Origin of the sequence: Bradyrhizobium guangzhouense (assembly GCF_004114955.1) — a bacterium.
GTDB lineage: Bacteria > Pseudomonadota > Alphaproteobacteria > Rhizobiales > Xanthobacteraceae > Bradyrhizobium > Bradyrhizobium guangzhouense.
In genome coordinates this window covers 4,067,802-4,089,150 of sequence record NZ_CP030053.1, presented here as the reverse complement: position 1 = coordinate 4,089,150, position 21,349 = coordinate 4,067,802, and the positions used below count along the sequence as shown (strand labels likewise).

30 protein-coding genes are annotated in these 21,349 nt (G+C 64.0%); 16 read left to right on the top strand and 14 right to left on the bottom strand.

The features are described from left to right. Nucleotides 1-83 precede the first annotated feature (83 nt). Nucleotides 84-314, bottom strand: a complete 231-nt coding sequence (locus XH91_RS19700; protein WP_128952109.1) for a DUF6894 family protein — start codon at nucleotides 312-314, stop codon at nucleotides 84-86. A 374-nt stretch (nucleotides 315-688) separates the two neighbouring features. After that, on the bottom strand, nucleotides 689-1,714 hold the full coding sequence (locus XH91_RS19695; RefSeq protein WP_128952108.1) for a hypothetical protein: 1,026 nt from the start codon (nucleotides 1,712-1,714) through the stop codon (nucleotides 689-691). A gap of 339 nt (nucleotides 1,715-2,053) precedes the next feature. Between XH91_RS19695 and XH91_RS19690 the strand changes: the two genes are divergently transcribed. Both XH91_RS19690 and XH91_RS19685 read left to right on the top strand, forming a co-directional pair. Then, the gene (locus tag XH91_RS19690; protein ID WP_164934158.1) at nucleotides 2,054-2,650 is read left to right on the top strand and encodes a L,D-transpeptidase; all 597 of its coding nucleotides are present in this window, start codon (nucleotides 2,054-2,056) and stop codon (nucleotides 2,648-2,650) included. Between the two features lie 144 nt (nucleotides 2,651-2,794). Continuing rightward, nucleotides 2,795-3,028: a hypothetical protein gene (locus XH91_RS19685; protein ID WP_128952106.1), complete on the top strand. Its 234-nt coding sequence runs from the start codon at nucleotides 2,795-2,797 to the stop codon at nucleotides 3,026-3,028. Here XH91_RS19685 and XH91_RS19680 read toward each other — a convergent pair. Together XH91_RS19680 and XH91_RS19675 are read right to left on the bottom strand one after the other, a co-directional pair. Then, nucleotides 3,025-3,456 carry a COG4315 family predicted lipoprotein gene (locus XH91_RS19680; RefSeq protein WP_128952105.1) on the bottom strand — a complete coding sequence of 144 codons (432 nt, stop codon included), beginning with the start codon at nucleotides 3,454-3,456 and terminating at the stop codon, nucleotides 3,025-3,027. The genes XH91_RS19685 and XH91_RS19680 overlap by 4 nt on opposite strands. Before the next feature lie 121 nt (nucleotides 3,457-3,577). Then, nucleotides 3,578-4,042, bottom strand: a complete 465-nt coding sequence (locus XH91_RS19675) for a MarR family winged helix-turn-helix transcriptional regulator (protein WP_128952104.1) — start codon at nucleotides 4,040-4,042, stop codon at nucleotides 3,578-3,580. A 101-nt stretch (nucleotides 4,043-4,143) separates the two neighbouring features. Here XH91_RS19675 and XH91_RS19670 point away from each other — a divergent pair, with 101 nt between their 5' ends. The 5 genes from XH91_RS19670 (at nucleotide 4,144) to XH91_RS19650 (ending at nucleotide 8,517) form a co-directional block, all read left to right on the top strand. After that, the gene (locus tag XH91_RS19670) at nucleotides 4,144-6,066 is read left to right on the top strand and encodes an FAD-binding monooxygenase (RefSeq protein WP_128952103.1); all 1,923 of its coding nucleotides are present in this window, start codon (nucleotides 4,144-4,146) and stop codon (nucleotides 6,064-6,066) included. Between the two features lie 140 nt (nucleotides 6,067-6,206). Then, the gene (locus tag XH91_RS19665; protein WP_128952102.1) at nucleotides 6,207-7,181 is read left to right on the top strand and encodes an SH3 domain-containing protein; all 975 of its coding nucleotides are present in this window, start codon (nucleotides 6,207-6,209) and stop codon (nucleotides 7,179-7,181) included. Nucleotides 7,182-7,354: 173 nt separating this feature from the next. Further along, nucleotides 7,355-7,633 (top strand): hypothetical protein, encoded by a 279-nt coding sequence (locus XH91_RS19660; RefSeq protein WP_164934154.1) that lies wholly within the window; start codon nucleotides 7,355-7,357, stop codon nucleotides 7,631-7,633. A gap of 253 nt (nucleotides 7,634-7,886) precedes the next feature. After that, a complete protein-coding gene (locus XH91_RS38940; protein WP_164934153.1) occupies nucleotides 7,887-8,093 on the top strand; it encodes a hypothetical protein in 207 nt (68 codons plus the stop codon). 70 nt (nucleotides 8,094-8,163) lie between these two features. Continuing rightward, on the top strand, nucleotides 8,164-8,517 hold the full coding sequence (locus XH91_RS19650) for a hypothetical protein (RefSeq protein ID WP_128952099.1): 354 nt from the start codon (nucleotides 8,164-8,166) through the stop codon (nucleotides 8,515-8,517). Nucleotides 8,518-8,535: 18 nt separating this feature from the next. On the opposite strand, the gene XH91_RS19645 is transcribed toward XH91_RS19650, so the two are convergent. The 3 genes from XH91_RS19645 to XH91_RS19635 all read right to left on the bottom strand — a co-directional run bounded on the left by XH91_RS19645 (nucleotide 8,536) and on the right by XH91_RS19635 (nucleotide 10,314). Next, nucleotides 8,536-9,105: a TetR/AcrR family transcriptional regulator gene (locus XH91_RS19645; protein WP_128954915.1), complete on the bottom strand. Its 570-nt coding sequence runs from the start codon at nucleotides 9,103-9,105 to the stop codon at nucleotides 8,536-8,538. Then, complete coding sequence (locus XH91_RS19640) at nucleotides 9,105-9,449, bottom strand: DMT family transporter (RefSeq protein WP_128952098.1); 345 nt, start codon at nucleotides 9,447-9,449, stop codon at nucleotides 9,105-9,107. The genes XH91_RS19645 and XH91_RS19640 overlap by 1 nt, the downstream gene beginning before the upstream one ends. Nucleotides 9,450-9,648: 199 nt before the next feature. Continuing rightward, a complete protein-coding gene (locus XH91_RS19635; protein WP_128952097.1) occupies nucleotides 9,649-10,314 on the bottom strand; it encodes an O-methyltransferase in 666 nt (221 codons plus the stop codon). Between the two features lie 98 nt (nucleotides 10,315-10,412). On the opposite strand from XH91_RS19635, the gene XH91_RS19630 reads away from it, so the two are divergent. Beyond that, the gene (locus XH91_RS19630; protein ID WP_128952096.1) at nucleotides 10,413-11,057 is read left to right on the top strand and encodes a TetR/AcrR family transcriptional regulator; all 645 of its coding nucleotides are present in this window, start codon (nucleotides 10,413-10,415) and stop codon (nucleotides 11,055-11,057) included. 57 nt (nucleotides 11,058-11,114) lie between these two features. Continuing rightward, nucleotides 11,115-11,927: a pyridoxal kinase gene (gene pdxY, locus XH91_RS19625; RefSeq protein ID WP_128952095.1), complete on the top strand. Its 813-nt coding sequence runs from the start codon at nucleotides 11,115-11,117 to the stop codon at nucleotides 11,925-11,927. A 7-nt stretch (nucleotides 11,928-11,934) separates the two neighbouring features. On the opposite strand, the gene XH91_RS19620 is transcribed toward pdxY, so the two are convergent. Continuing rightward, a complete protein-coding gene (locus tag XH91_RS19620; RefSeq protein WP_128952094.1) occupies nucleotides 11,935-13,293 on the bottom strand; it encodes a M15 family metallopeptidase domain-containing protein in 1,359 nt (452 codons plus the stop codon). Between the two features lie 311 nt (nucleotides 13,294-13,604). Here XH91_RS19620 and XH91_RS19615 point away from each other — a divergent pair, with 311 nt between their 5' ends. From XH91_RS19615 to XH91_RS19610, 3 genes are all read left to right on the top strand, one after another. Further along, nucleotides 13,605-13,769, top strand: coding sequence for a Flp family type IVb pilin (locus XH91_RS19615; protein ID WP_164934157.1), 165 nt, complete (start codon nucleotides 13,605-13,607; stop codon nucleotides 13,767-13,769). Between the two features lie 217 nt (nucleotides 13,770-13,986). Further along, the gene (locus tag XH91_RS38935; RefSeq protein ID WP_164934152.1) at nucleotides 13,987-14,133 is read left to right on the top strand and encodes a hypothetical protein; all 147 of its coding nucleotides are present in this window, start codon (nucleotides 13,987-13,989) and stop codon (nucleotides 14,131-14,133) included. Between the two features lie 86 nt (nucleotides 14,134-14,219). Continuing rightward, nucleotides 14,220-15,140, top strand: a complete 921-nt coding sequence (locus tag XH91_RS19610) for a DMT family transporter (RefSeq protein WP_128952092.1) — start codon at nucleotides 14,220-14,222, stop codon at nucleotides 15,138-15,140. 8 nt (nucleotides 15,141-15,148) lie between these two features. Here XH91_RS19610 and XH91_RS19605 read toward each other — a convergent pair whose 3' ends face one another. The 3 genes from XH91_RS19605 to XH91_RS19595 all read right to left on the bottom strand — a co-directional run bounded on the left by XH91_RS19605 (nucleotide 15,149) and on the right by XH91_RS19595 (nucleotide 16,238). Continuing rightward, nucleotides 15,149-15,436, bottom strand: a complete 288-nt coding sequence (locus XH91_RS19605; RefSeq protein ID WP_128952091.1) for a hypothetical protein — start codon at nucleotides 15,434-15,436, stop codon at nucleotides 15,149-15,151. 100 nt (nucleotides 15,437-15,536) lie between these two features. Continuing rightward, nucleotides 15,537-15,806 carry a hypothetical protein gene (locus XH91_RS19600; protein WP_128952090.1) on the bottom strand — a complete coding sequence of 90 codons (270 nt, stop codon included), beginning with the start codon at nucleotides 15,804-15,806 and terminating at the stop codon, nucleotides 15,537-15,539. A gap of 81 nt (nucleotides 15,807-15,887) precedes the next feature. Further along, nucleotides 15,888-16,238, bottom strand: a complete 351-nt coding sequence (locus XH91_RS19595; RefSeq protein ID WP_128952089.1) for a zinc ribbon domain-containing protein YjdM — start codon at nucleotides 16,236-16,238, stop codon at nucleotides 15,888-15,890. Between the two features lie 280 nt (nucleotides 16,239-16,518). On the opposite strand from XH91_RS19595, the gene XH91_RS19590 reads away from it, so the two are divergent. Continuing rightward, nucleotides 16,519-16,878 carry a c-type cytochrome gene (locus XH91_RS19590; protein ID WP_128952088.1) on the top strand — a complete coding sequence of 120 codons (360 nt, stop codon included), beginning with the start codon at nucleotides 16,519-16,521 and terminating at the stop codon, nucleotides 16,876-16,878. A 27-nt stretch (nucleotides 16,879-16,905) separates the two neighbouring features. Here XH91_RS19590 and XH91_RS19585 read toward each other — a convergent pair whose 3' ends face one another. Then, nucleotides 16,906-17,739: a PhzF family phenazine biosynthesis protein gene (locus XH91_RS19585; protein ID WP_128952087.1), complete on the bottom strand. Its 834-nt coding sequence runs from the start codon at nucleotides 17,737-17,739 to the stop codon at nucleotides 16,906-16,908. Between the two features lie 228 nt (nucleotides 17,740-17,967). Here XH91_RS19585 and XH91_RS19580 point away from each other — a divergent pair, with 228 nt between their 5' ends. Further along, the gene (locus tag XH91_RS19580) at nucleotides 17,968-18,780 is read left to right on the top strand and encodes an FkbM family methyltransferase (RefSeq protein ID WP_128952086.1); all 813 of its coding nucleotides are present in this window, start codon (nucleotides 17,968-17,970) and stop codon (nucleotides 18,778-18,780) included. A 161-nt stretch (nucleotides 18,781-18,941) separates the two neighbouring features. Here XH91_RS19580 and XH91_RS19575 read toward each other — a convergent pair whose 3' ends face one another. After that, complete coding sequence (locus XH91_RS19575; protein ID WP_128952085.1) at nucleotides 18,942-19,163, bottom strand: hypothetical protein; 222 nt, start codon at nucleotides 19,161-19,163, stop codon at nucleotides 18,942-18,944. A gap of 117 nt (nucleotides 19,164-19,280) precedes the next feature. Between XH91_RS19575 and XH91_RS19570 the strand changes: the two genes are divergently transcribed. Together XH91_RS19570 and XH91_RS19565 are read left to right on the top strand one after the other, a co-directional pair. Further along, entirely contained in the window at nucleotides 19,281-19,556 is a 276-nt protein-coding gene (locus XH91_RS19570; RefSeq protein ID WP_128952084.1) for a hypothetical protein, read from the top strand. A 270-nt stretch (nucleotides 19,557-19,826) separates the two neighbouring features. After that, on the top strand, nucleotides 19,827-20,798 hold the full coding sequence (locus XH91_RS19565) for an acyl-CoA desaturase (protein ID WP_128952083.1): 972 nt from the start codon (nucleotides 19,827-19,829) through the stop codon (nucleotides 20,796-20,798). Nucleotides 20,799-20,811: 13 nt separating this feature from the next. Here the strand turns inward: XH91_RS19565 and XH91_RS19560 are convergent, their stop codons facing one another. After that, nucleotides 20,812-21,321, bottom strand: a complete 510-nt coding sequence (locus tag XH91_RS19560; protein ID WP_128952082.1) for a ParB N-terminal domain-containing protein — start codon at nucleotides 21,319-21,321, stop codon at nucleotides 20,812-20,814. Between the last annotated feature and the right edge of the window lie 28 nt (nucleotides 21,322-21,349).

The window sequence follows — 21,349 nt, the reverse complement described above, 5'->3', positions numbered from 1 at the left end:
TTTTGTAGGGAGGCTAGCGTCCTGCGGGCCGCTCCGCAATGGTGGCAGGGCGTGATTGTTGCCTGCTCGTGCGGTGCAGAGGGTTAGCGTCGCCAGGCCGGCACGGGATCGAGTGGGGTGCGATAGACCTCGACGTGATCGCGATCGGTGACGCGCACCGAGCAACCTTTCTGCTGCAACTCAGGCTTCACCTGTGACAGCTCGCTTGCGAGTTGAACGGCACGATCAGAGGCGACCTCGATGTCCTCGAGGATGATTCCGCCCTGGTTCTTGAACTCTTCACCGTCAACGAGATCGAAGGAATAATACGGCATTCGAATTCCCCGGTGTGACGACCCAATCTTCACACGAAGGCTTCAACGGAAGTCTTCGACACATGCCGGATCGTAGCACTGAGTCGATCTCTAACCGATGAACGGAGCGCGCAATCTCTGTGCGTATGGCGCAGAAATGATGTGCAACGTTCGCGCGCCTTAAGATTTTATTAAATATATCGGCCTGATCATAAGGCATGGAATTGCAGCAGAACCGGGCTCCGGGAACCGGCAGCTGCAAGAGAAGGCCGGCGGCATAGATCCCGACGGCCTTTTCTCTTTGGGTCGAGCCGTGCATCCCCGTAGTAGCACGGAGCCACATCGTCGCATGATCACGTCGAACAGGACAGCTTGCGTCGCCCTTCGATGATGCGCTAGCGCAGCGGCATCGGCGGACGCACGACAGGCCCATCATCATCGGCAACAGCTTGCGTCGTCGCGACGGGCGCTGCCACCGCTGGTGGCGGCAGCGCGGCTGCCTGCGAAGGCGGCGGCGGAGGCGCAAGCGACGCTGGTGCATGGGCCGGCGCGTAAGTGTGCGACACCACGGGCTTCGGTTTGCGAACAGGCGGCATCGGCGCCGGAGCGCGCGGCGGCAGCGCCGACATGCGCGCGGGCGGGGCGCTCGGTGGTTTCGCCTCAGCGATCGGCTTGGGCGCAGGCGGCTTCGCCATCTCGCGCACCATCTGCTCCTGACCTGCCTTCAACTCGGCGATGTTGGCCTTGAGCTGCTCGATCTGCTGCGCCATCGAGGCGATGTCGCGCGTCATCGATTCCACCGAAGGCCCGGCATCAGGGGGTGGTGCCGTCGGCGCGGCAGCGGCCGTGGCAATTGGCGAAGCGGGCGTCGTCGCGGTTTGATCGGCGGTCTGATCCTGCGCGGCCGGAGGTGCCGCCTGCGCGGCTGCAACCGGTGCAGTCTGCGACGTCGCAGGCAGCAGCGAGGCCAGGGCCGGGGTCCATTCGGCGAGCATCTGCGTCGCAGTGTCGCCGTGCTTCTCCCAGGCGATGGTCGCCGCGGCACTGCCGCCCGCGAACAGGAACGTGAGGAACGCGCCGCGCAGCCATTTGCCGGCCGCCGACCGCTTCGGTCTGATGTGATCATCGGTGGCGGTGACGCGTACGGCGGTGTCGACCGAAGGCGCGGCCGGTTGGGGCTCGGCTGCTTGCGGCACCGATACGGGGCTGAACTTCGGCTCGATCGTCGCTTTCGGCTCGGGCGCGAATTTCGGCTCGGGCCGCGCCGTAAACTCCGGTGCCAGCGTCGGCGTCTCGCTGCTCACGCGAGACGCCCTGATCACATCAGGCGAAATCTGTACCGCGTCATGCGGATCGTTGTCCTTGACCGTGTCCTTCACGATCTCATCGACGATCTGGCGGCTGTTCAACGTCGCGAGCATCGCAGCTCCTTTGACCCCTTGGTCGTCCGCATTGGCGCGAGCCGATCTGTTTCATGAGCCCGTCCCAATTTGATCAGGCTGGCCCCGTACGCACGAGTCCAGCCGGGTTTGACCAAAGCAAGGCGAGGCGATGGAGACATCGCGACCGTCTTCTGCCAGATGTGGTGATGGAACCTGATGGGCCGAACACGGGCACGTGTTCCGCATTGCCTTGTTTTCAGCATGATTTGGGCAGCATCTCGCTCCGCTGGGGGTGCTGCTAACCGCTATCGGGGGCCGGCGGTGCCAAGATCTCTCCTCGTTTTGTTCGTCGTTGCACTGCTGCCGCTCGGCGGCTGCATGCAGACGACTCTCTCGCCATCGACAGATGCCAGCATGACGGCGCGCGACCGCGAGTTGCTCGCGCACACGCCTTACGCCCAGGCAAACGTGCCCGAGCAATATCTCCGTCACATCGTCGATTATCCGCGCAAGGAGCTGCCGGGCACCATCCTGGTCGATACCGATGCGCGCTACCTCTACTACGTTCTGCCCGACGGCAAGGCGATCCGCTATGGCGTTGCGGTCGGCGAGGAGGCGATGGCCTTCTCGGGCGTGGCGCGCGTTGGCCGGCTGGCGGAATGGCCGGATTGGGTGCCGACCCCCGAAATTCAGGCGCGATTGGGGCCATATCCTGCACGCGTGCCCGGCGGTCCCGCCAATCCGCTGGGTGCACGCGGCATCTATCTCTATGCCGGCAACAAGGACACGCTCTATCGCATTCACGGCACCAATCAGCCGGAATATATCGGGCAGGCGATCTCGTCGGGCTGTATCAGGATGCGCAACGAGGACGTGATCGATCTGTTCGACCGGGTGAAGCTCAACGCGACTGTCGTTGTACTGCCGCCAGGACAAAGCGCGCAGATTGACTCGGGGCCGAGTTGGCGCGGATAAGGCAATCGATCTGACCTGTCACGTCGGTCGCATCACCGAAGCTTGATGACGCGACCGCGTCGACTGTCGGTTGGTCGACCGCAAAGGTGAATTGCTTCACAGGCGTTTTGCTGCAGTTGCGCTACGCCTCCATGGCTCGTTGCCATGGGAGGCATCATGCAAAATTTCATTGAACAATTTGATGAGAACGATCGCCGCATCGTGCGCAGGTGGCGTTTGGCCACGCTCGGTTTCTACGGGTCGATCCTGGCCGGACTCATCGTCTATGCAGCGCTGCATTGGAATCCCGAGGTGAACTACGCCTCGGCCGATTCCGCAGCCCACGCCAAGCTCACGAGCGCGCCGAGCGGAGCAGGACGCGCGCCGTTCGCGCCTTAATTGTCGGGGCGGGCGATGCGCCATTGCAACGTCGTGGCGTTGCCGTTGGCATCGCCCGGCGCCTTGTCGGCCGGTGACGTGTAGAGCGGGCGATAGCGATACGCCCACATCTTGCTGCCGTCCTCGCGGTCGATCACGGTGAAGTCGCCAATGGCCTTGGCTTCGGTGGTTGCGGCGAGCGGCACCCAGCTTTCGGTGCACTTGCCGTTGCAGTTCGACGTCTTGCCCGTGGTGTCGCGCTCATAATAGTAGAGCGTCATCCCCTTGGGATCGACGAGCTTGGGGCCCTGCTTGGTCAGGACCACCTTCGCGGGAGCGGATGTCGCCTCGGGCTTCGGCGGAGGAGGGGCCTCGCCACCATGGCCATTCGCAAGCGCATGACCGGTGGTCAGCGCGATGATTGCGGCCGCAGTGACGAATCTCGACATCCGAAACTCCAAAAAGGCAAAGTTAATGGCGTGTTAAACGCAGAATTGCCGCCGACCATAGCAGCCGAAGGTTAGTTCCAGGTTTCTCCGCGCTGCGACATCTACGCATCCGGCGAGCCGGTCATGCCTTGATATCGCGCAACGGGGCGCGGCTGAGCTCATTGCCGGCGGCAATGGCCTTGCGCAGCAGCCTCATCAGCTCCTCGCCCTCCCTCGCGCTGAGGCCGCGGAGCATGACGGCTTGGGCGGATTCAACTGCCGGCGTGATCTTGCGCAGCGTACGCCGGCCCTCGTCGGTGATCTCGAGCTCGCGGGCGCGGCGGTCGCGGGCACTGGCGCGGCGCTCGGCAAGGCCCTTCTGCACCAGCCGATCGACCACGCCGGTGATGGTGGTGCGGTCATAGGCAATCAATCCGGCGAGAGTGACCTGGTCGAGCCCGGGATTGGCCTTGATGGTCGCGAGCGCCGCGTACTGCACCGGAGTGAGGTCGAAGCCGGCTTCACCGACCTCGGCCAAGAATACCGCCACCGCGATCTGTTGAAATCGCCGCGCCAGATGGCCGGGCATGTCGTTGTTGTCTTTCACCGAATTCTCCGTGAGGGCAGGGACGGTGGCGGATTGTTGACGAGTATACTGATAGTCAGTATACTGACTAATATCAGGCAAATCGTCAATGGGAGAGGCGCATGCAATTCCATCTCAATGGATTCCAGCCGGGCGATCCTGAAATCGCCGATCCCGCCGAGCGCGTGCAGGCGCCAGGTGCCGTAGGCGCCGTGCCTAATGAGGTCGATGTTCTCATCGTCGGCTGTGGCCCCGCGGGCCTGATGCTCGCGGCACAGCTCGCGCAATTCGCCGATATCAAGACCTGCATCGTCGAGCAGAAGCCGGGCCGGCTCTCGGTGGGCCAGGCCGACGGCATCGCCTGCCGCACCATGGAGATGTTCCATGCCTTTGGCTTCAGCGAGCGCGTGCTGAAGGAAGCCTATTGGGTGAACGAGACGACGTTCTGGAAGCCCGACGAGCGCGCGCCGGAGGCAATCGTCCGCAGCGGCCGGGTGCAGGACGTCGAGGACGGCCTGTCGGAATTCCCGCACGTCATCCTCAACCAGGCGCGCATTCATGACGGCTTTCTCGACGTCATGCGCAAATCACAGGCCAAGCTCGAACCCTATTACAACAGGCGTCTGCTCGACCTCGAGGTCGATCCGGCCGCAGGTCCCGCCGATCGTGCGGTGACCGTGCGCCTTGAACGTGGCGATGCCGGGAACGAAGGCAAGGTCGAGACCATCAGGGCGCGCTACGTCGTCGGCTGCGACGGCGCGCGCAGCACGGTGCGCAAGTCGATCGGCCGCGAGCTGCATGGCGATTCCGCCAACCACGCCTGGGGCGTGATGGATGTGCTGGCGGTGACCGATTTCCCCGATATCCGGTTCAAGTCCCTGATCCAGTCGGCGAAGGACGGCAGCCTTCTCATCATTCCGCGCGAGGGCGGTTACATGGTCCGCCTCTATGTCGAGTTGGCAAAACTCGACGTCGGCGAGCGCGTCGCCAATCGCAATATCACCGCCGACGACGTGATCGCGAAGGCGCGGCGGATCCTGAATCCGCATACGCTCGAGGTGAAGGAGATCGCCTGGTGGTCGGTCTACGAGATCGGTCAGCGCCTGACCGACAAGTTCGACGACGTGCCTGACCCCGAGATCGCGACGCGGCAGCCGCGCATCTTCATTGCGGGCGATGCCTGCCATACCCATAGCCCGAAGGCCGGGCAGGGCATGAATGTTTCGATGCAGGACGCCTTCAATCTCGGCTGGAAGCTTGCGGCCGTGCTGCGAAAGCAGAGCGCACCGAGCCTGCTGCATTCCTATTCGGCCGAGCGGCAGGCGGTAGCGAAGGAGTTGATCGATTTCGATCGCGAGTGGGCCGGGATTTTGGCCTCGGCGGCCAAGGCCGGCGGCGCCGATGCGGCGAAGACGCAGGATTATTTCGTCAGGCACGGCCGCTACACCGCGGGCACGGCGACGCATTACGCGCCGTCGATCCTCACGGGCGCGGCTTCGCATCAACATCTGGCGAAAGGCCTCGTCATCGGCAAGCGCTTCCATTCCGCGCCAGTGATCCGGCTCGGGGATGCGAAGCCCGTTCATCTCGGCCACGCGGCGCAGGCCGATGGTCGCTTCCGCATCTACGCATTCTCGGGCGCCGAAGATCCGGGCGCAGACAACTCGGCCATTCGCGCGCTTTGCAATTTCCTTGCTGAATCCAGGCAATCGCCGGTGAAGCGATACACCCCTGTCGGCGCCGACATCGATGCCGTGATCGATCTGCGGGCGGTGTTTCAGCAGGACCATCGCGAGCTTGCGATCCAGGCGATGCCCGCGATGCTGCTGCCACGCAAGGGGCGTTACGGCCTGCTCGACTACGAAAAGATGTTCTGTCCCGACCTCAAGAGCGGCCAAGATATCTTCACGATGCGCGGCATCGACCGGATGGCGGGCTGCATGATCGTGGTGCGCCCGGATCAGTACGTCGCGCAGGTGCTGCCGCTCGATGGTTTTGTCGCGCTGTCGGCATATTTCGACGGCTTCATGTTGCAGAAGACCTGACGCATGCTCCGCCGATGAACGGCTGATGAATATTGAACTCAGTGCAAGGTGCGCGTCTCACTCTTTCGGCTGATGCGGCGCTCGCGAGCGGAACGCTTTATTCCGCTCGCGCGTTCCGCCTGTCAGAGGAGGACTTCGCCATGAGACTGAGAACCGCTTTAGTTGCCGCATTGCTGCTTGCACCGACCGCTGCATTGGCCGCGCCTGGAATCGTCACCGTTTCGACGGGCTTGCGCGCGGGTCCAGGTGCGGGCTTTCCGCTGGTCGATCGCGTCCCCGAAGGCGCCCGCGTCAACATCCATGGTTGCCTGCGCGGCAATGCCTGGTGTGACGTGAGCTTCTCCGACGACCGCGGCTGGGTGTCGTCGGAATATCTCGAATATCTCTACCGCAATCACTACGTCTATCTCCCCGACTATGTCGACGAGGTCGGCGTGCCGGTCGTTCCCTTCGTGCTGAGCTCGTACTGGTCGAGCTATTACGAGGGACGTCCCTGGTATCGCCGTCATGCCTACTGGAACAGCTACTGGACTTCGCATGAGCGCTTGGCGACACGGATGACGATCGATCCGCGCGCCGCCCGCATCGGCCGCGCGGCGACGCGCGACGCTGCGGTCGCGCTGGGCCGCGACGAGCACGCCAGAGACAACATCAAGGGCAATGTCGCGGTCTCCGGGCGCGACGCCGCGACCGCGCGGCATGATGCGACCATCGCCAAGCGCGATGCCGCAGTTGGCGTCGACCGGAATCGAGCCGAACGTAGCCAGCGCGTCGTCAATGAGCGTACCGCGGTGCAGGCGCGCAATCCCCGCGATGCGCAGGCACGCATGATGCACGAACAGTCGGCGAGCCACGCTGCGCTGCGCGCGCAGCCGACGGCGCGTGTCCATGAGGCACCGCGCATTTCGGCCGCACCTGCTGCCCGGCCCGCAATGCCGCATATGGCTCAGCCCAATGTCAGCCACGGTGCGCCCATGAATGCCCATGCGCAGATGCCGGCGCCGCGTGCGGCTGCACCTGCGCCCGCGATGCCGCATCCGGGCGGGGGTGGCGCTCCGCACGTCAACGCCGCTCCGCATGGTGGTGGGCCCGCCGGCGGCCATGAAAAGCACTAATATTCGCCACGAAAGCCCGGCCTCCCGCCGGGCTTTTTGTTTGGATTGGCGCGAGTTCCGTCCGCCTACAATTTAAGAAAGTTCTTCGCCCGCAGATTTCATTGATCGTAACACGTCTATTCAAAGCTGTAAGCATCCACTCGGGGCAGCGGGGCTACGGGAGGATGTTGACGATGAGACAGAACCAGGCGGAGTCGCGCCGCCAAAGTGTCGCGAAGCGGTCGATGACCAGAGAGGCCAAGCAACTGGCCGGCCTGATTGCCGGGTTGCGCAAATCCCTCGATGGCATCCACAAGGAGCGGGCGAGCACAAAGCTCTCCGGGGCCGAAATGGGTATGCTCGACGAACGCCGCAACAATTTGTTGCTCACCATAGCGGCCCTGGACGACCGTCTATCGGCTGTGCAGGGTCTGATAGATCTCGGCCGGCCACATGTGATCCGCGTCCACTAAGCGGATTTTTGGCGCTATCGGTTCTGTCGCGGCGGCGATAGGCCCGGGCCCGGCTGGCAGCTCGGCACCTGCGCATCCGCAGGCGAGCCCTTGAACCAGCTCCCGGCAAGCAATCACATCCAAGATGCGACGCATCATGAGGTGCCAGCGCTCCGAAGGGGTCGGTGCTATCTCACAATGCTGCCGCGGACGGCACCAAATTGCCACGCTCCCGGCGAATTGCCGCCAAAGGCCGCTGCCACGACGAGGTCGGGTGCAGGGCAACGCAAGGGGATGCGCATTGGCCTATAAGATGATCGCAGAACGCGACAATGAGAAGTACAGTTTTGCCCGCGAGAGCCGATTGCTCATCGTGGCGAAGGCGAAGGTTTGGGCAAGCGAAGGCTGGCGGGTCGTCATCACCGATCAGGACGGCAAGGCCTATGCGCCGCCGGAGTTCGATCAGTTGCTGGCGGCTTGACCGCAGGACGAGCTGGGGAACGACATTGAGATCGTTGTTTCGACGGGGGCGCGAGGTCATCGCGCCTCTGATGATTGTTGGAACCCTCGTCGCGGCCGCCGCGGTGCTGACGACACCGTTCGTCTCCGCGCAAAATCTCGACGCCGGCAAATCGCCTGAAAAGCTCTTCGCCGACGGCTGCGCGACCTGCCACCGCAGCCCGCGCGGGCTCGCCAAGGGGCGCTACACCCTGACGCTATCCTGGTTTCTCCAGGACCATTATTCGGCAGGACCGGATACGGCGAAGGTGCTCGCGGCCTATCTGGTGTCGGTCGACACGCCGCCTCCTGGCGCAGCCGCAAAGCCTGGCGCAAAGCCAACCCGATCCAAGCCGCGTCCGCCGAAGCCGGCGGAGAGCCAACCGAAGCCCGCCCAGAGCCAGTAGTCGCCGATCCTGATACGGTCAGGCGGAACGATAGGTCTGCGCGATCAGGCGGTCGTGCACGGCGCGCAGATCGGCGTTCATGCGGGTCTGTCCCGTCGTGACAAAGGACAGCCAGGCACCATCGGCGGCGAGACGGACGATGTGGAACTCCGGCGCCGCGTCCGTGGCGCGATGTCTTTTCAGGCGCGCCTTCATCCAGTCGTTCCAAAGTCGGCGCAAAGACGGATCGGTGACGGCCACCATGCACAATGTCGCCCAGGGCGTTGTGAAGCCGAACGCCTTTCCGGTGAAGACGGCATTCACATAGGCGCGCGTAAAACTGCCGCGCGGTTTCGGATCCGCTTCGATGGCGGCGTCGATCTCGGCATCGACGCGGGCGAGCAGATCGGCGAACAGGCCCTCGATCAGCGCCTGCTTGCTGCCAAAGTGATGAAACAGCCCGCCCTTGGTGACTCCGGCGGCCGCCGCCACCGCCTGGACGGTAATGCCGGAGACACCGTGGTCCATCGCGATCGTTGCTGCACAGTCGAGCAAGGCGCGCCGCACCTGCTCGGGCTGCTTGGCGCGGGTATAGGCGCTCGCCGGCATCAATGCGCCGTCGTCTGCGAGAACAGGTTGATGACCACGACGCCCGAGACGATCAGCGCGATGCCGACGAAGGCGGCGGCGTCCAGCATCTGGCGGAACAGCACGAACGAGACGGTGGCGGTCAGGATGATGCCGACCCCGCCCCAGATCGCATAGGCGACGCTCAGGGGGATGACCCGGATCGCGACCGACAGCGCGTAGAACGAGGCGACATAGAACAGCCCCATCGCCAGCGTCGGCCACGGCCGCGTGAACTGCGCGGACTGCTGCAAAAAGGCCGATGCCGTCACCTCGAACACAATGGCGAGGGCTAATGCGGCGTAAGAGGTGAAGGCAGACGTCATGGCGATCTCGAGCGCGCGCGCCAAAGATACCGCGCGGTAGGTATGTTTAGCACGCGCGACATGGCGTTTGTGGGGAGCAGATATCACGTGTGAGTGACGAGCCTGCGACAAGGCAAAACCCGAGGACTTCCGCGCCACGGAGCCGCCGCACGACGAATCGTACGGCGGCTCCGGGTGCCGCGATATGTTCGATGCGGCTCTAACCGATCCGCACGGAGAGCTCGACATCCTCTGCGAAGGCCGTGGACATGTAGTCGCTGCCGGGCGCGCGCACGCGCGCCAGATAGTCGGGGCTGTCGTCGGCATTGTCGGCCACGATGATCGCGCCCGGCCTCAAGCGATCTTCGACCAGGTCGAGGATATCAGGATAGAGCGCCTTGGCGCCGTCGAGCAGCACGAGATCGATCTGATCGGGCAGATCGACGCTCAGCGTCTTCAGCGCATCGCCTTCGCGGATTTCGACGAGATCGGCCAGCCCGCCGTCCCTGAGGTTCTCGCGGGCCCGCGCTGCCTTGGATGGCTCGAACTCACTGGTGATCAGGCGCCCGCCACCATTGTCGCGCAAGGCTGCAGCCAAATGCAGGGCCGAGATGCCGAACGAGGTGCCGAATTCGACGATCGTCCTGGCGCGCGAGCTGCGCGCCAGCATGTACAACAGGTTGCCCGTCTCGCGCGAGACGGCAAGCGGCGCGTCCTTCAGGCGGGCGTAAAGGTCGCGGTAACCGGTCTTGCTTTGCATCATCCTGACGCGATCGGCGTCGGTCACATCGGCGAAGGCGGCTCGCAGGTCGCCGCGCGCTGCTTCGTCCTGATCGAACAGACGATCCAGCAGCGGTGCAAGCGATGCCATTGTCGGGGTGGTCATTTGGTCTCTCCAAGGTTCACCGCAGAGCGCCTGCTTGCGTGCGGACTGAAATACGACTAATTCGTCGCATTTCCTATTCGCATTCCCCCGGGAGCGTCATGGCCGATCGTCGAAGCCGTTCAGTTTCCTCACGAAAACAGCCGCAACAGGCTCGCTCGAGCGAGCTCGTCGGGGCTATTCTCGACGCTGCGGTTCAGGTTCTGGCGAAGGAGGGAGCCCAACGCTTCACCACCGCGCGGGTGGCTGAGCGGGCCGGGGTGAGCGTCGGCTCGCTCTATCAATATTTTCCGAACAAGGCGGCGATCCTGTTCCGCCTGCAAAGCGACGAATGGCGCAGCACGAGCCGGCTACTGCGCGGCATTTTGGCGGATCAGACGCAGCCGCCTCCGGCGCGGCTGCGCGCGCTGGTGCACGCCTTCATTCGCTCGGAATGCGAGGAAGCCGCGATCCGCGGCGCGCTCAGCGATGCCGCGCCGCTTTATCGCGATGCACCCGAGGCGCAGGAGGCGCGCGCGGCCGGCGAGGGCATCATCGCGGCCTTCATGCGCGAAGCGCTGCCAAAGGCCTCGGAGGCAACGTGCGAGCTTGCCGGAGATCTGATCAAGACGACGTTGGCCGAGGTCGGCAAACGCTTCTCGGAAACACCGCGCGGTGAGGCCGACATCGTCCGTCACGCCGACGGTCTGGCAGACATGTTCTGCGCCTATCTCAGTGAGCTGGCACACCGGGCAAGTCATTCTTGACATCTGCGTTTGCGGCTGCACTTGCCACCTCAGGCATTTGATCTTACGGACCTTTGCATGCTCGTCATCTCAATTCAAAGTCAGGTGGTCCACGGCCATGTCGGCAACAGCGCGGCGGTTCACGCCATGCAGGCGGAGGGCGTCAACGTCGCCGCCGCGCCGACAACACTGCTCTCGAACCATCCGCGCTATCCGACCGTGCGCGGGCGGGTGCTCGACGCCGAGCTTGTCGCCGATCTGCTGAGAGGCGTCGAGGAGCGAGGCCTCGTCGATGAAGCCACCGTGCTCGTCACCGGCTATCTCGGTTCACCCGACAACGCGGTCGTCATCGCCGATTTCGTCGAGCGGGCGCTGTCGCGCAATTCCAAGCTCCTCTATCTCTGCGATCCCGTGATCGGCGACGATGGCCGTGTCTACGTCGCTGATGGGATTTTGGATGCGCTGCGGCACCGCCTATTGCCGGCCGCACACCTGATCACGCCGAACCAGTTCGAGCTGGAGCTGCTCTCCGGCGTCAAGATAACTGATATCGAAGGACTGCATGCCGCAGCGGTCGCGCTTGCGGGGCAACGCCGGATCGACGTCGTCGCCACAGGCTGCACGCTCGCGGACACGCCCTCGGGGCAGGTCGAGACGATCCTGTGTGCTGACGGGCAATTGTCGCGCTTTGCAACGCCGCGCCTGCCGATCCGCCCCTATGGCACTGGTGATCTCCTGACCGGCCTGATCGCGGCGCATCTCGCCAAGGGCACGGCAATCGCGCCCGCGGTGCGGCTTGCGGTCGAAACCATTTTTGCCGTGCTCGTTCGTACACAAGCTGAAGGATCGGCCGAAATGCGTCTCGTGCCACTGCCTGTGTCAGGCCCTTAAGCCCCGGTCAAGTCGTCCGCTTCGCGCCCGATTGCGCCGACTTTTGCGGCTTTGCGGAGCTCTTCTGCTCGCGCGCGGCCTGCACCTTCGCCTTCGATGGCTTGGCTGACGACTTGGCGCTGGCCACAACGCGCGCCTTTTTCGATTTGGTGTTGGCGGCTTCCTTGCGGTCGGTCGCGATGCCGCGCTTGGAGATATATTCAGGGCCATCGATCGGGCCGACATGCGGGGGATCGTGGTCGAGGTAGGGCCGACCGATGCCGAGCGCCTTGCCGTTGGTGTCGACCCATTTCCACAGCACTTCCGTCGAGGCCCAGCGCTGCGCGCGGTTGTTGCCCTGGGTGCTGACGATGTCGGCCGCGAGGCCATGGCCGTAGCCACCACGAAGACTGCCGCCGTGATAGGAGCGGTTGGACGCCGCTTTCAGGCCGCTCGCAATCTCCTGGCGATAGTCGTCACGGAACGCGCTGGTGATGCCCGGTGACAGACCAGCATTCTCCGCCGCGAGCAGCATGTGGAACAGCTTCTGCTTGAAGCTCTTGTCCATGCCGCCGATGACGTAATCCATCAGCGGCATGTTGGCGTGCTCGGCCGCCTTTGGATCCTTCCAGGCAAAATCCTCGTCGACGAGCTTTGTGAAGCTGCGCATCACCGTGACCATCTTGCCCTTGCGCTTGATGGTGACGGCACGTCGGTCCTCGACCTTGATCGAGTCCTCCTTCGGAGTGCGCTGATAGAGCGCCCAGAGATAGCGGTCGATACAGGCGTCCATGGAGAAGCATTCGTCGAGTACGGCCACCGTGTCGGCCGGCGGCGACGCCTTGCTCTCGGCCACAGGCCCGCTCGCGATGGCGGCGGGCGACAGCGCATCCTGCGGCACGACGTCGCCGGGATCGGCGGAGGCGAGTTTGATTGCGGGCTCTGCCGCGGGCGCAGCCTCATTCGGCAGGAGCGCCTCTTCATTGGTGACGGCCGCAGCCTCGTTCGCAACGGGAGCCGGTTCGGGCGCAATCTGCGGCGCAGGCGACGCCACAGCCAACACCTCGGTCGGATCGGCCGAGGCCAGTTGGATGGTTGGGGCGGTTGCTTCGGGCGGTGGCGGTTCGGTCATCGCCACGCTCGGTGTCGCCGCCGCGGCGGCAGCGATGTCGGCGGTCAGCGCGATACCATCGTCGATCGCTGCGGCACGCGGGAAGTCAGGAAGCTCGAGCCGGGTGAGATCTTTGGCGCGGGCCACGGCGGCTGAATTGGCGCCGCTGTTCTCGATCAAGGCCGGGGCATAGGCGGAAAGGGAGAGCGCCAGCCAGCCGACCATCACGGCCGAGGGGCACGTCACAGCCACAAGAAGAGACCGCCGATCATTCATGATCCCTGCCTCCAAAGTTCGCGAACGAACCAGATTGCATAGCCAAGCACGCGGCGGATTGATTGTTCGGGGGACGATGTGGCAGCGCAATGGCGCAAATCTCCCAAAACGGGCTTTTCAAGCCGGTGTTGCGCAATTGCAACGCGAGTTCCCCAAGGTTCCCTACGTCATCGGGGGCAGGGGAGAGGCAAATTTGGCTGCATTTGCCTATCAAATTGAACGATCCGGATTTACGCAATCTTGGATTGTGATGATGCATTCCTCCCGTACCGGCAACGTCCGGTAGACCTGGGAAGGACATGCGTGTGAAGCTGAAATGCCTCTTGAATGAATTCGCGGCCGACGAATCCGGCGCCACCGCGATCGAATACGGCTTGATTGCGGCGGGCATCGCGCTCGCGATCATCGAAGTGATTTATGCGCTCGGCACCAATCTGGTCGCGAAGCTGCAATCACTGGCGGCGGCGTTGAAATAAGCGCTGTCCGCTCGTCATCGCACCTCCTTTGTGTCCGACGTTGCGTGTCGGTGCGCTGATCGAGAATCCCTCCGCGAAAAAATGTCTGGTCAAGCGCGACTTGTGTACGGGCGTTCAAGACGAGTGTGATCTCCTTAATACTTGTTTTGCAGATCGCGGCGCCTGATGCGGGCGCCGCATATTGGCGGCCAAGAATCGTTTTCATACTGGAGCCGTCATGCCCGTTGCACAGAAAGCCGTTGTTGCCGTCACGTCGCCGCGTGAATTCATCATCCGACATCTCGCGATGTTCGCCGCCGCCGCGTTGTTCGTGTTCGTGCTCAGCCTGACCTATGGGCTCGATCTCAGTCCCGGCTTCTTCTGAACGCAGCCGAATTCGCCCTCGCGGTCTGCCTGCTCTGCGTCGGCGTGGGTTGAGCCGTCGCATTGTCTGACGTACCGCTTGCCCCCATGGATCAGCGGACGAGCGGCGCTGGCGCTCTCACTCAGACGAACGATCGGACGCCGGCGCTGCTTGGCGTCGTCTGCGGGCTGTCGGCCGCGCTGTTCTGGGCGCTCGGCTTTGCCGGCACGCGGCATGGCCTGAAGGTCGGCTTCACGCCGGTCGATCTTCTGGTGCATCGTTACGTCTGGTCGGGCATCGCCTTCCTGCCGCTGGTCCTGCGTGCCGGGCTCTCGGATCTCTGCGGCATCGGCTGGAGCAGGGGTCTTGCGCTGATGGTGCTCGGCGGCCCCGTGATGTCGCTGATCTCCTACACCGGGTTCCTGTTCGTGCCGCTCGGCCATGGCAGCGTGATCCAGCCGTCCTGCGCGACCCTCGGCGGCCTGTTGCTGGCCGCACTGTTCCTCAAAGAACGGATCTCGCTCTCGCGGCTGACGGGGGCGATCGTCATCGTCGGCGGCCTCGGCGTGATCGGCGCGGAATCGATCGGCCATATCGGCGTCGACGGGGTGCAGGGCGACCTGATCTTCGTGCTGACGGGCCTGATGTTCGCGAGCTTCGGCGCGCTGCTGCGGCACTGGCGCGTCTCGGCGGTCTCGGCCGCGCTCGTCATCAGCGTGCTGTCGCTGCTGCTGCTGCCGATCTACATCGGGACGATCGGTCTCGCCCACATCGCCGCGATCGGCCTCACCGAGAATGCGATCCAGGCGCTGGTGCAGGGCGTGCTCGCGGGCCCTGCGGCGCTCTACCTCTTTGCCGTCTCGGTGCAGCGCCTCGGCGTCGCGCGCGCGGCCGTGTTCCCGGCCTGCGTGCCGGCGCTGACGCTGCTGACCGGATGGCTGCTGCTCGGCGAGCCGCCGACGGCGCTACAGTCCACGGGGCTCGTGATCGTGCTGTGCGGATTCTACCTCGCGCAGCGGCAGCGCTAGCACGCGCGCTACGAACCGCTCTTCGCCGGGCTGCAGGTGACGGTGCAGCTGTTGAGATCACAGACGAGGAGCTGCTTCTTCGCCGGACAGCTCTTCAGGCTGCTGATCGGTTTGGGCGAGCCGCCAGGGACGACCATTTCAAGCGTGCTGCAGTTGCCGTAGCGGGAGCAGGCGCCGCTCGGGAAGACGATGTCGGTACACCGGCAGGTCTGAAACGCCTGCGCCGGTGTGCTGCCGATGAATGCGATGGGTGCGATGACGAGCGACGCGGCCAGGACGAACTGACGAAATTGCATGACGGTCTCCCTATGATTGTAAAGTATGCGGCAAGTTACCACAGGGAAGGCGAGGCGCTTGTGAAGCGCCTCACAAGCGCCGCTCGCGCGACGCCGCTTGTCAGAGCCAGTCTTTCACTCTTGGAAAGCAGGCCTGCTTGCGCCGGCTCCAGACGTAGTCCGGTCCGCCGCAGGGCGGGCGTGGGCGCGTCGTAACGGGACATTCGTTCCAGACCCGCGCGCCGGTTTCCCAGCCATCGACGACGCACGCGCCGAAAGTGCTGGTGTGGCAACCGGGACCGCAGAGGCCGTCGGCGCGGACCGCCGTGACCGCACCGAGCAGTAGCATCGATGTCGCCAATGTCAGCAGGGTTCGTTGAAAGATCTTCATGATGCGCTCCTTCGCCAGCCGGGCGGAGCATAGCATCAAATCCGACAGCCGAGAACGGCAGCGGGGCGTGCGGCGTCCGCCTCACGCCTTCTTCACGAACTCCGACTTCAGGTTCATGGCGCCGATGCCGTCGATCCTGCAGGCGATGTTGTGGCCGTCGGTGGCGTCCTGGAGGCGGATGTTGCGGACCTTGGTGCCGCCCTTGACGACCGAGGACGAGCCCTTGACCTTGAGGTCCTTCATCACGATGACGCTGTCGCCATCGGCCAGAACATTGCCGTGCGCATCGCGCACGCCGGCCTCGTCGGGTGCATCCGCGGCGCCGCCGGGAAGCGCGCTCCATTCATGGCCGCACTCCGGGCAGATCCAGAGATCGCGATCCTGATAGGCGTGTTCGGAGCGGCAGGCGGGGCAGTGTGTCGAGGAGATCATGGGGGCTCTTGCATGGGAATCGCGGCGCCCGTCTTGATGCGGGTCAATTTTCGCGAAAACAACCCCATGCACAGTAGAAACGCTCGGGGGTTTCGATATTTCGGTTATTCGGAATAATTGTTGACCCGTCGGGCAAAACAGGCGCACGATGACAAGATGAGCAGGTGCGACGCCCGCAGTGCGGATTGCGCGGCGCCGGCCGGTTGAGGCAGATCAAACGTCCTGCACCCCGGCCGCCTTACGCTGATCAAATCATCGAAGCGAAGGCGAGGTCAAAGCGATGTCGCGCAGCGTTCGAATTTACATCGGCCTTGCCGTTCTGATTGCGTTGTCGGTGCTGTTTCTCCTTGGCGTGGTCCACACCGCAGCCGGCGCATCCGGGCCTTCCTTGCGCAGGGCCGCTGAGGGCCATCGCCTCGCGCAAGCCTGGTGCCAGACGTGCCACGCCGTCGACCCAGGCATGTCCGGGTTCTTCGACCTGGCTCCGAGCTTCCAGGCGGTCGCCGACCGCAACGGTACCACCGCGCTCTCGCTCAAGGTGTTTTGGCGAACCAGCCACCACGACATGCCGAACCTCGTGATCGCGCCCGATCAGGCCGATGCACTGTCCGAGTATATCCTGAGCCTGCAACACCGCTGACGGCGTCGAACGCCGGGAGCTCTTGCATCAATCCTTCATGAACCGTGCCGCGCCCGAGACGCGGATAGAACTGCCTTTGGCCGCGCCGATCTCGGCGCGGATCAGCGAGCGCGCGCCCATGTCTTCGCCCTGGACGATGTCGATGGCGCCGCCATGCGGCCAGCCGATGTCGCGCAAATAGCCTGCGAACGCGGCGGCGGCCGCGCCGGTGGCGGGATCCTCGACGACGCCGCCGGCAGCAAAGGCATTGCGCACATGGAACAGCCGCGGCGTTTCCACGCTGACCAGCGCGATGGTGATGAGGCCTTCGCGCGCCATCAGCGCGCGGCCGCGGTCGAAATCATAGGCCATGCGTGCCAGCGCTTCACGCGATTGCAAGCCGAGGAGGACATGATCGGCGCCGCCATGAATTTTCGCCGGCGGAAGTCTCGGGTCGAGATCGCTGCTGGCGTAGCCGAACAGGTTGAGCAATTCATCGCGCAAGCCGGCATCGAGCGGCGCACTGCGCGTCGGCGGCGATTGCAGCGCGGCTGCGATGGTGCTGCCGTCGCGCTGGCCCGACACGGAGATGACCGCATCGTTCAGATGCAGCTTGAAGGTCCGTTCGCCAAAGCGATGCGCGAGCGCGGCGCCGAGCGCGATGGTGGCATGGCCGCAGAACGGCACCTCCATGGCAGGCGAGAAATAGCGGACGCGCCAGGCGTCAGCCTCGGGCGCGGCGAAAGCGGTCTCGGAGAAGCCGACCTCAGCCGCGATCGCCTGCATGTCGGCGGTATCGGGCAGGGCATCGCCGATCCAGACGCCGGCGGGATTGCCGCCCCTGGTGCCGTCGGAGAAGGCGGAGATGCGGAGGACTGACATTGGGGGATTCCTGTTGGGCGCCGGCTTGATGTAGCCCGCTTCGTCGGGTGGGTTAGCCGAAGGCGTAACCCACCACTTCTGTCACTGCGAAACCCAGAGTGGTGGGTTACGCCGAGCAGACGCGCTTCGCGCATCTGCAGGGCTAACCCACCCTACGGATCGGGGCAAGCCTCGCATAAGCGCCCGTTGGGATAATGGCATCCACGCTCATCTCGAGGAGATTCCACCATGCCGATCGCGGGGCAAAAGCTGGCCTTTGTCATGGCCTCGTCCAACCATGGCACCATGATCGTCAACCGCTTCGATTATCGCATGGTCGGCCCTGACCGCGGTTATGGCGTCGGCTATCAGATCCTGGAGGCCGCGGCGTTCGATCCCGGCGAGGTCAAGATCGCGCTGGAGCTGCTGGCCTTGCGGCGCAAGCACCATGGCGACGGCGTGATCGCCATCGACTGCGGCGCCAATATCGGCGTTCACACGGTCGAGTGGGCATCCGCCATGACCGGCTGGGGCTCGGTGATCGCGATCGAGGCGCAGGAGCGGATCTACTACGCGCTGGCCGGCAACATCGCGATCAACAACTGCTTCAACGCGCTGGCCGTGCACGCGGCCCTGTCGTCGGAGCCGGGCACGATGCAGGTGCCCAATCCGAACTATTTCACGCCGTCGAGCTTCGGCAGCCTGGAGCTGCGCCCGCGCCCCAGCAACGAATTCATCGGTCAGCCGATCGACTATACCGATAACACCGTCCTCGTTCGCAAGATGACGCTGGACGAGCTCAATCTGCCGCGCGTCGATTTCGTCAAGATCGACATCGAGGGCATGGAGATGGAGGCGCTTGCCGGGGCGCGTGAGACGATCAGGGCACATCGCCCGATCCTGCTGATCGAGAAGATCAAGACGGATCTGCGCCAGCTCGAGCAATGGCTCGATGACCATGGCTATCAATTGATGACGCTCGGCATCAACATTCTCGCCGTCCATCAGAGCGACGCGTGCCTGACGGAGATCAACGCCGGTCCGCAAACGCGCGCGGCTTAAACGAAGGTCTCGTAGGGTGGGTCAGCCCTGCAGATGCGCGAAGCGCATCTGCTCGGCGTAACCCACCACTGGCTCTATCCGCGGGCAACAGAAGAGGTGGGTTACACCGGGCGGTCTGCCCTGCGCGCAGTCCGCGTGGCTGCCCCACCTACGGCTGCGATTTATTTCTGAACAATTGCTCGTTCGCCTGACGAGGCCGGGGCGGGTTCCCAGGGGGCGGGGAGGACGACGCGGATGGGGCGTGCTGCGGTCGTGTCGGTGGTGGCTGTGGTGCCCGTTGTGGCCTTCGCGGGTTGATCCTTTTCGCCCTCCGCCGCGGCCACCGTGATGGACGCCAGGATCAAACTCGCTGCGATCGCCACAACCCGCAAATCAAACATCATTGTCGCCATCCTCCGTTGGCACAGAGAACGGCCCAGCTGCAAAAAAGTTCAGCGCGATGAATTGACTTGCCTTGGCGGGCGTCCTTGCGCACTCTTGGTTCCGAAGGAGACCAACGCATGAAGATATCGACCGTCGCTTGTGCGCTCGGAACCGCCCTGGTGTTGCTCGGCACGTCCGGTGCCGAAGCGAGGGCGCGGAAGGCCGTCGTCGTGCGCACGCCGCAAGAGCGGCTCATCGTGACGGCGCCCGTGCTCAGGCCGACACCGTGGGATTACAATGTCGTGCCACGCTATCGCTATCGGCCCGAAGACGACCGCGTCGATCCCAACGGCCCGCCGTTTGTGCCGTCCTATATTCGCTATGAGGGATGGCGCTGGCCGTATTGGTGGTAGCGATCGGCGGTGCATCGGGTGGGTTAGCCCCGCGATTACGCGAAGCGCGGATGGCGCGGCGTAACCCACCGCGGTCTCCATTCGCAGAAGCAGAAGTGGTAGGTTACGCCTTACGGCTAACCCACCCTACGGCACCGGGTTGCCGCTCCATGGCGTTAACCGCCGCGACAGCTGATGGCACCACCGCGCTTCCACGGGTTGCCCTGGATATCAGGCCTCTGTACCCTCTCGTTGCAGAAGAGCAGATGTTACACTCATGGAATGGCTGAAATGACCGTCGTTGAGGGCGTGGTTGCGGAGGAGGGTTCTGGCCGGAGCGAGGCGCCGAAAATGCCGCCCGGCGTGCTGGTCGAAGGCCCTGTCGTCGATGCTAAGTTTCGCGATTCCTATATCTCGTTCGCGCTCATGATCGCAGGCTCGATCGGGGCGCTGATCTGGGCGTTCACGTACGGGCTCGGACGCGTCGAGATCTCGGTGTTCGCCGGCATGTTCATGCTGACCACCATGGGCATCGGCTTCATGCATCGCTATTTCGTGCATCGCAGCTATCGCTGCGGCCCGGTGATGCGGACGATCCTGGCCGCGATCGCCACCATGGCAGTGCAGGGCTCGATCCTGAAATGGGTGAGCAACCACCGGCGCCATCATCTTCACTCCGACAAGCCCGGTGACGTCCACAGCCCTTACTACGACGGCTTCGGCCACCGCATCGACGGCTTCGCCAAGGGCATGGGCCATGCGCAGGGCGGTTGGGTGTGGGACCAGGCGACCACGGATGCCGAATACTACGCCAGGGACATTCTGGCTGATCCTATCAGCACGTTCTTCACCAGGACGCGCTGGTACTGGTACGCGCTGTCGGCGCTGATCATTCCAGGCGGCATCGGCTACGCCTTCGGCGGCATGCATACGATGATCGGCTGCGTGCTGTTCTCCGGCCTGTTCCGCAGCTACATGATGACGATGGCGACTTCGCTGGTGAATTCGGTCTGCCACAGCGACGGCCGCTGGGGCTATCGCCGCTACCAGCTCGACGACGGTACCACCAACGAGCTCGTCACCACGCTCATCACCTTCGGCGAGGGCCTGCACAACAACCATCACCGGTTTCCGCGCGATGCCTATCTCTCGCACGCCTGGTACGAGATCGACATCAACGGCCTGATCATCCTCGGGCTCGGCAAGCTCGGGCTAGTGCACGATATCTTCATTCACCCCGAGAACGAGCGGCGGCGGGACTGAGCGCGGCCGGCCATCAGTAGCGGCCGCCGCTGCCCTTTTGCTGCGTGATCCATTCCGACAACGATTTCGTCGTCGCTTTCGCAGTCCGGCCCGGTGCCTTCGGAGTATGGACGCCGTTGTTCGGACGGGCGCGCGGCGCTGCCGTTTCATTGCTGCGCTTGCCTGATACCATCGACGCCTCTGCGGCCTCCCGCTCGAGGCGCAATTGTTTCAATCGCGCCATCTTGATGCGCTCTGCCTCGACCTCGGGCCGGTCGGCGAGCTGCGCCTTGTGTTGCGCAAGCTCGGCCGGGACCAGGACACCGGTGATGGTGCTCTCGCCGAGCGCCTTGCAGGCTTCGAGCCGATGCAGCCCCTCGACCAGGACGAGCCGGTCTCCATCGCGCCTGACGGAAATGGGGGCCTGTTGTCCGATGTCCAGAATGCTTTCTGCGATCTCCGCGACGATCTCGGGCTTGATTGCTTTCTTCTGCTTCGTGGGAACGAAGATCTTCTCGATCGGGAAGCTTTCCGGCTTGGACATAGCTTCTCCTCCGCGCGTCTAGGGTTCC

Coding starts and splice junctions, on each gene's coding strand:
- XH91_RS19700 (WP_128952109.1), bottom strand. CDS start 314: ATGCCGTATTATTCCTTCGATCTCGTTGACGGTGAAGAGTTCAAGAAC.
- XH91_RS19695 (WP_128952108.1), bottom strand. CDS start 1,714: ATGCTCGCGACGTTGAACAGCCGCCAGATCGTCGATGAGATCGTGAAG.
- XH91_RS19690 (WP_164934158.1), top strand. CDS start 2,054: ATGCAGACGACTCTCTCGCCATCGACAGATGCCAGCATGACGGCGCGC.
- XH91_RS19685 (WP_128952106.1), top strand. CDS start 2,795: ATGGGAGGCATCATGCAAAATTTCATTGAACAATTTGATGAGAACGAT.
- XH91_RS19680 (WP_128952105.1), bottom strand. CDS start 3,456: ATGTCGAGATTCGTCACTGCGGCCGCAATCATCGCGCTGACCACCGGT.
- XH91_RS19670 (WP_128952103.1), top strand. CDS start 4,144: ATGCAATTCCATCTCAATGGATTCCAGCCGGGCGATCCTGAAATCGCC.
- XH91_RS19665 (WP_128952102.1), top strand. CDS start 6,207: ATGAGACTGAGAACCGCTTTAGTTGCCGCATTGCTGCTTGCACCGACC.
- XH91_RS19660 (WP_164934154.1), top strand. CDS start 7,355: ATGAGACAGAACCAGGCGGAGTCGCGCCGCCAAAGTGTCGCGAAGCGG.
- XH91_RS19650 (WP_128952099.1), top strand. CDS start 8,164: ATGATTGTTGGAACCCTCGTCGCGGCCGCCGCGGTGCTGACGACACCG.
- XH91_RS19645 (WP_128954915.1), bottom strand. CDS start 9,105: ATGCCGGCGAGCGCCTATACCCGCGCCAAGCAGCCCGAGCAGGTGCGG.
- XH91_RS19640 (WP_128952098.1), bottom strand. CDS start 9,449: ATGACGTCTGCCTTCACCTCTTACGCCGCATTAGCCCTCGCCATTGTG.
- XH91_RS19635 (WP_128952097.1), bottom strand. CDS start 10,314: ATGACCACCCCGACAATGGCATCGCTTGCACCGCTGCTGGATCGTCTG.
- XH91_RS19630 (WP_128952096.1), top strand. CDS start 10,413: ATGGCCGATCGTCGAAGCCGTTCAGTTTCCTCACGAAAACAGCCGCAA.
- pdxY (WP_128952095.1), top strand. CDS start 11,115: ATGCTCGTCATCTCAATTCAAAGTCAGGTGGTCCACGGCCATGTCGGC.
- XH91_RS19620 (WP_128952094.1), bottom strand. CDS start 13,293: ATGAATGATCGGCGGTCTCTTCTTGTGGCTGTGACGTGCCCCTCGGCC.
- XH91_RS38935 (WP_164934152.1), top strand. CDS start 13,987: ATGCCCGTTGCACAGAAAGCCGTTGTTGCCGTCACGTCGCCGCGTGAA.
- XH91_RS19610 (WP_128952092.1), top strand. CDS start 14,220: ATGGATCAGCGGACGAGCGGCGCTGGCGCTCTCACTCAGACGAACGAT.
- XH91_RS19605 (WP_128952091.1), bottom strand. CDS start 15,436: ATGCAATTTCGTCAGTTCGTCCTGGCCGCGTCGCTCGTCATCGCACCC.
- XH91_RS19600 (WP_128952090.1), bottom strand. CDS start 15,806: ATGAAGATCTTTCAACGAACCCTGCTGACATTGGCGACATCGATGCTA.
- XH91_RS19595 (WP_128952089.1), bottom strand. CDS start 16,238: ATGATCTCCTCGACACACTGCCCCGCCTGCCGCTCCGAACACGCCTAT.
- XH91_RS19590 (WP_128952088.1), top strand. CDS start 16,519: ATGTCGCGCAGCGTTCGAATTTACATCGGCCTTGCCGTTCTGATTGCG.
- XH91_RS19585 (WP_128952087.1), bottom strand. CDS start 17,739: ATGTCAGTCCTCCGCATCTCCGCCTTCTCCGACGGCACCAGGGGCGGC.
- XH91_RS19580 (WP_128952086.1), top strand. CDS start 17,968: ATGCCGATCGCGGGGCAAAAGCTGGCCTTTGTCATGGCCTCGTCCAAC.
- XH91_RS19575 (WP_128952085.1), bottom strand. CDS start 19,163: ATGATGTTTGATTTGCGGGTTGTGGCGATCGCAGCGAGTTTGATCCTG.
- XH91_RS19570 (WP_128952084.1), top strand. CDS start 19,281: ATGAAGATATCGACCGTCGCTTGTGCGCTCGGAACCGCCCTGGTGTTG.
- XH91_RS19565 (WP_128952083.1), top strand. CDS start 19,827: ATGACCGTCGTTGAGGGCGTGGTTGCGGAGGAGGGTTCTGGCCGGAGC.
- XH91_RS19560 (WP_128952082.1), bottom strand. CDS start 21,321: ATGTCCAAGCCGGAAAGCTTCCCGATCGAGAAGATCTTCGTTCCCACG.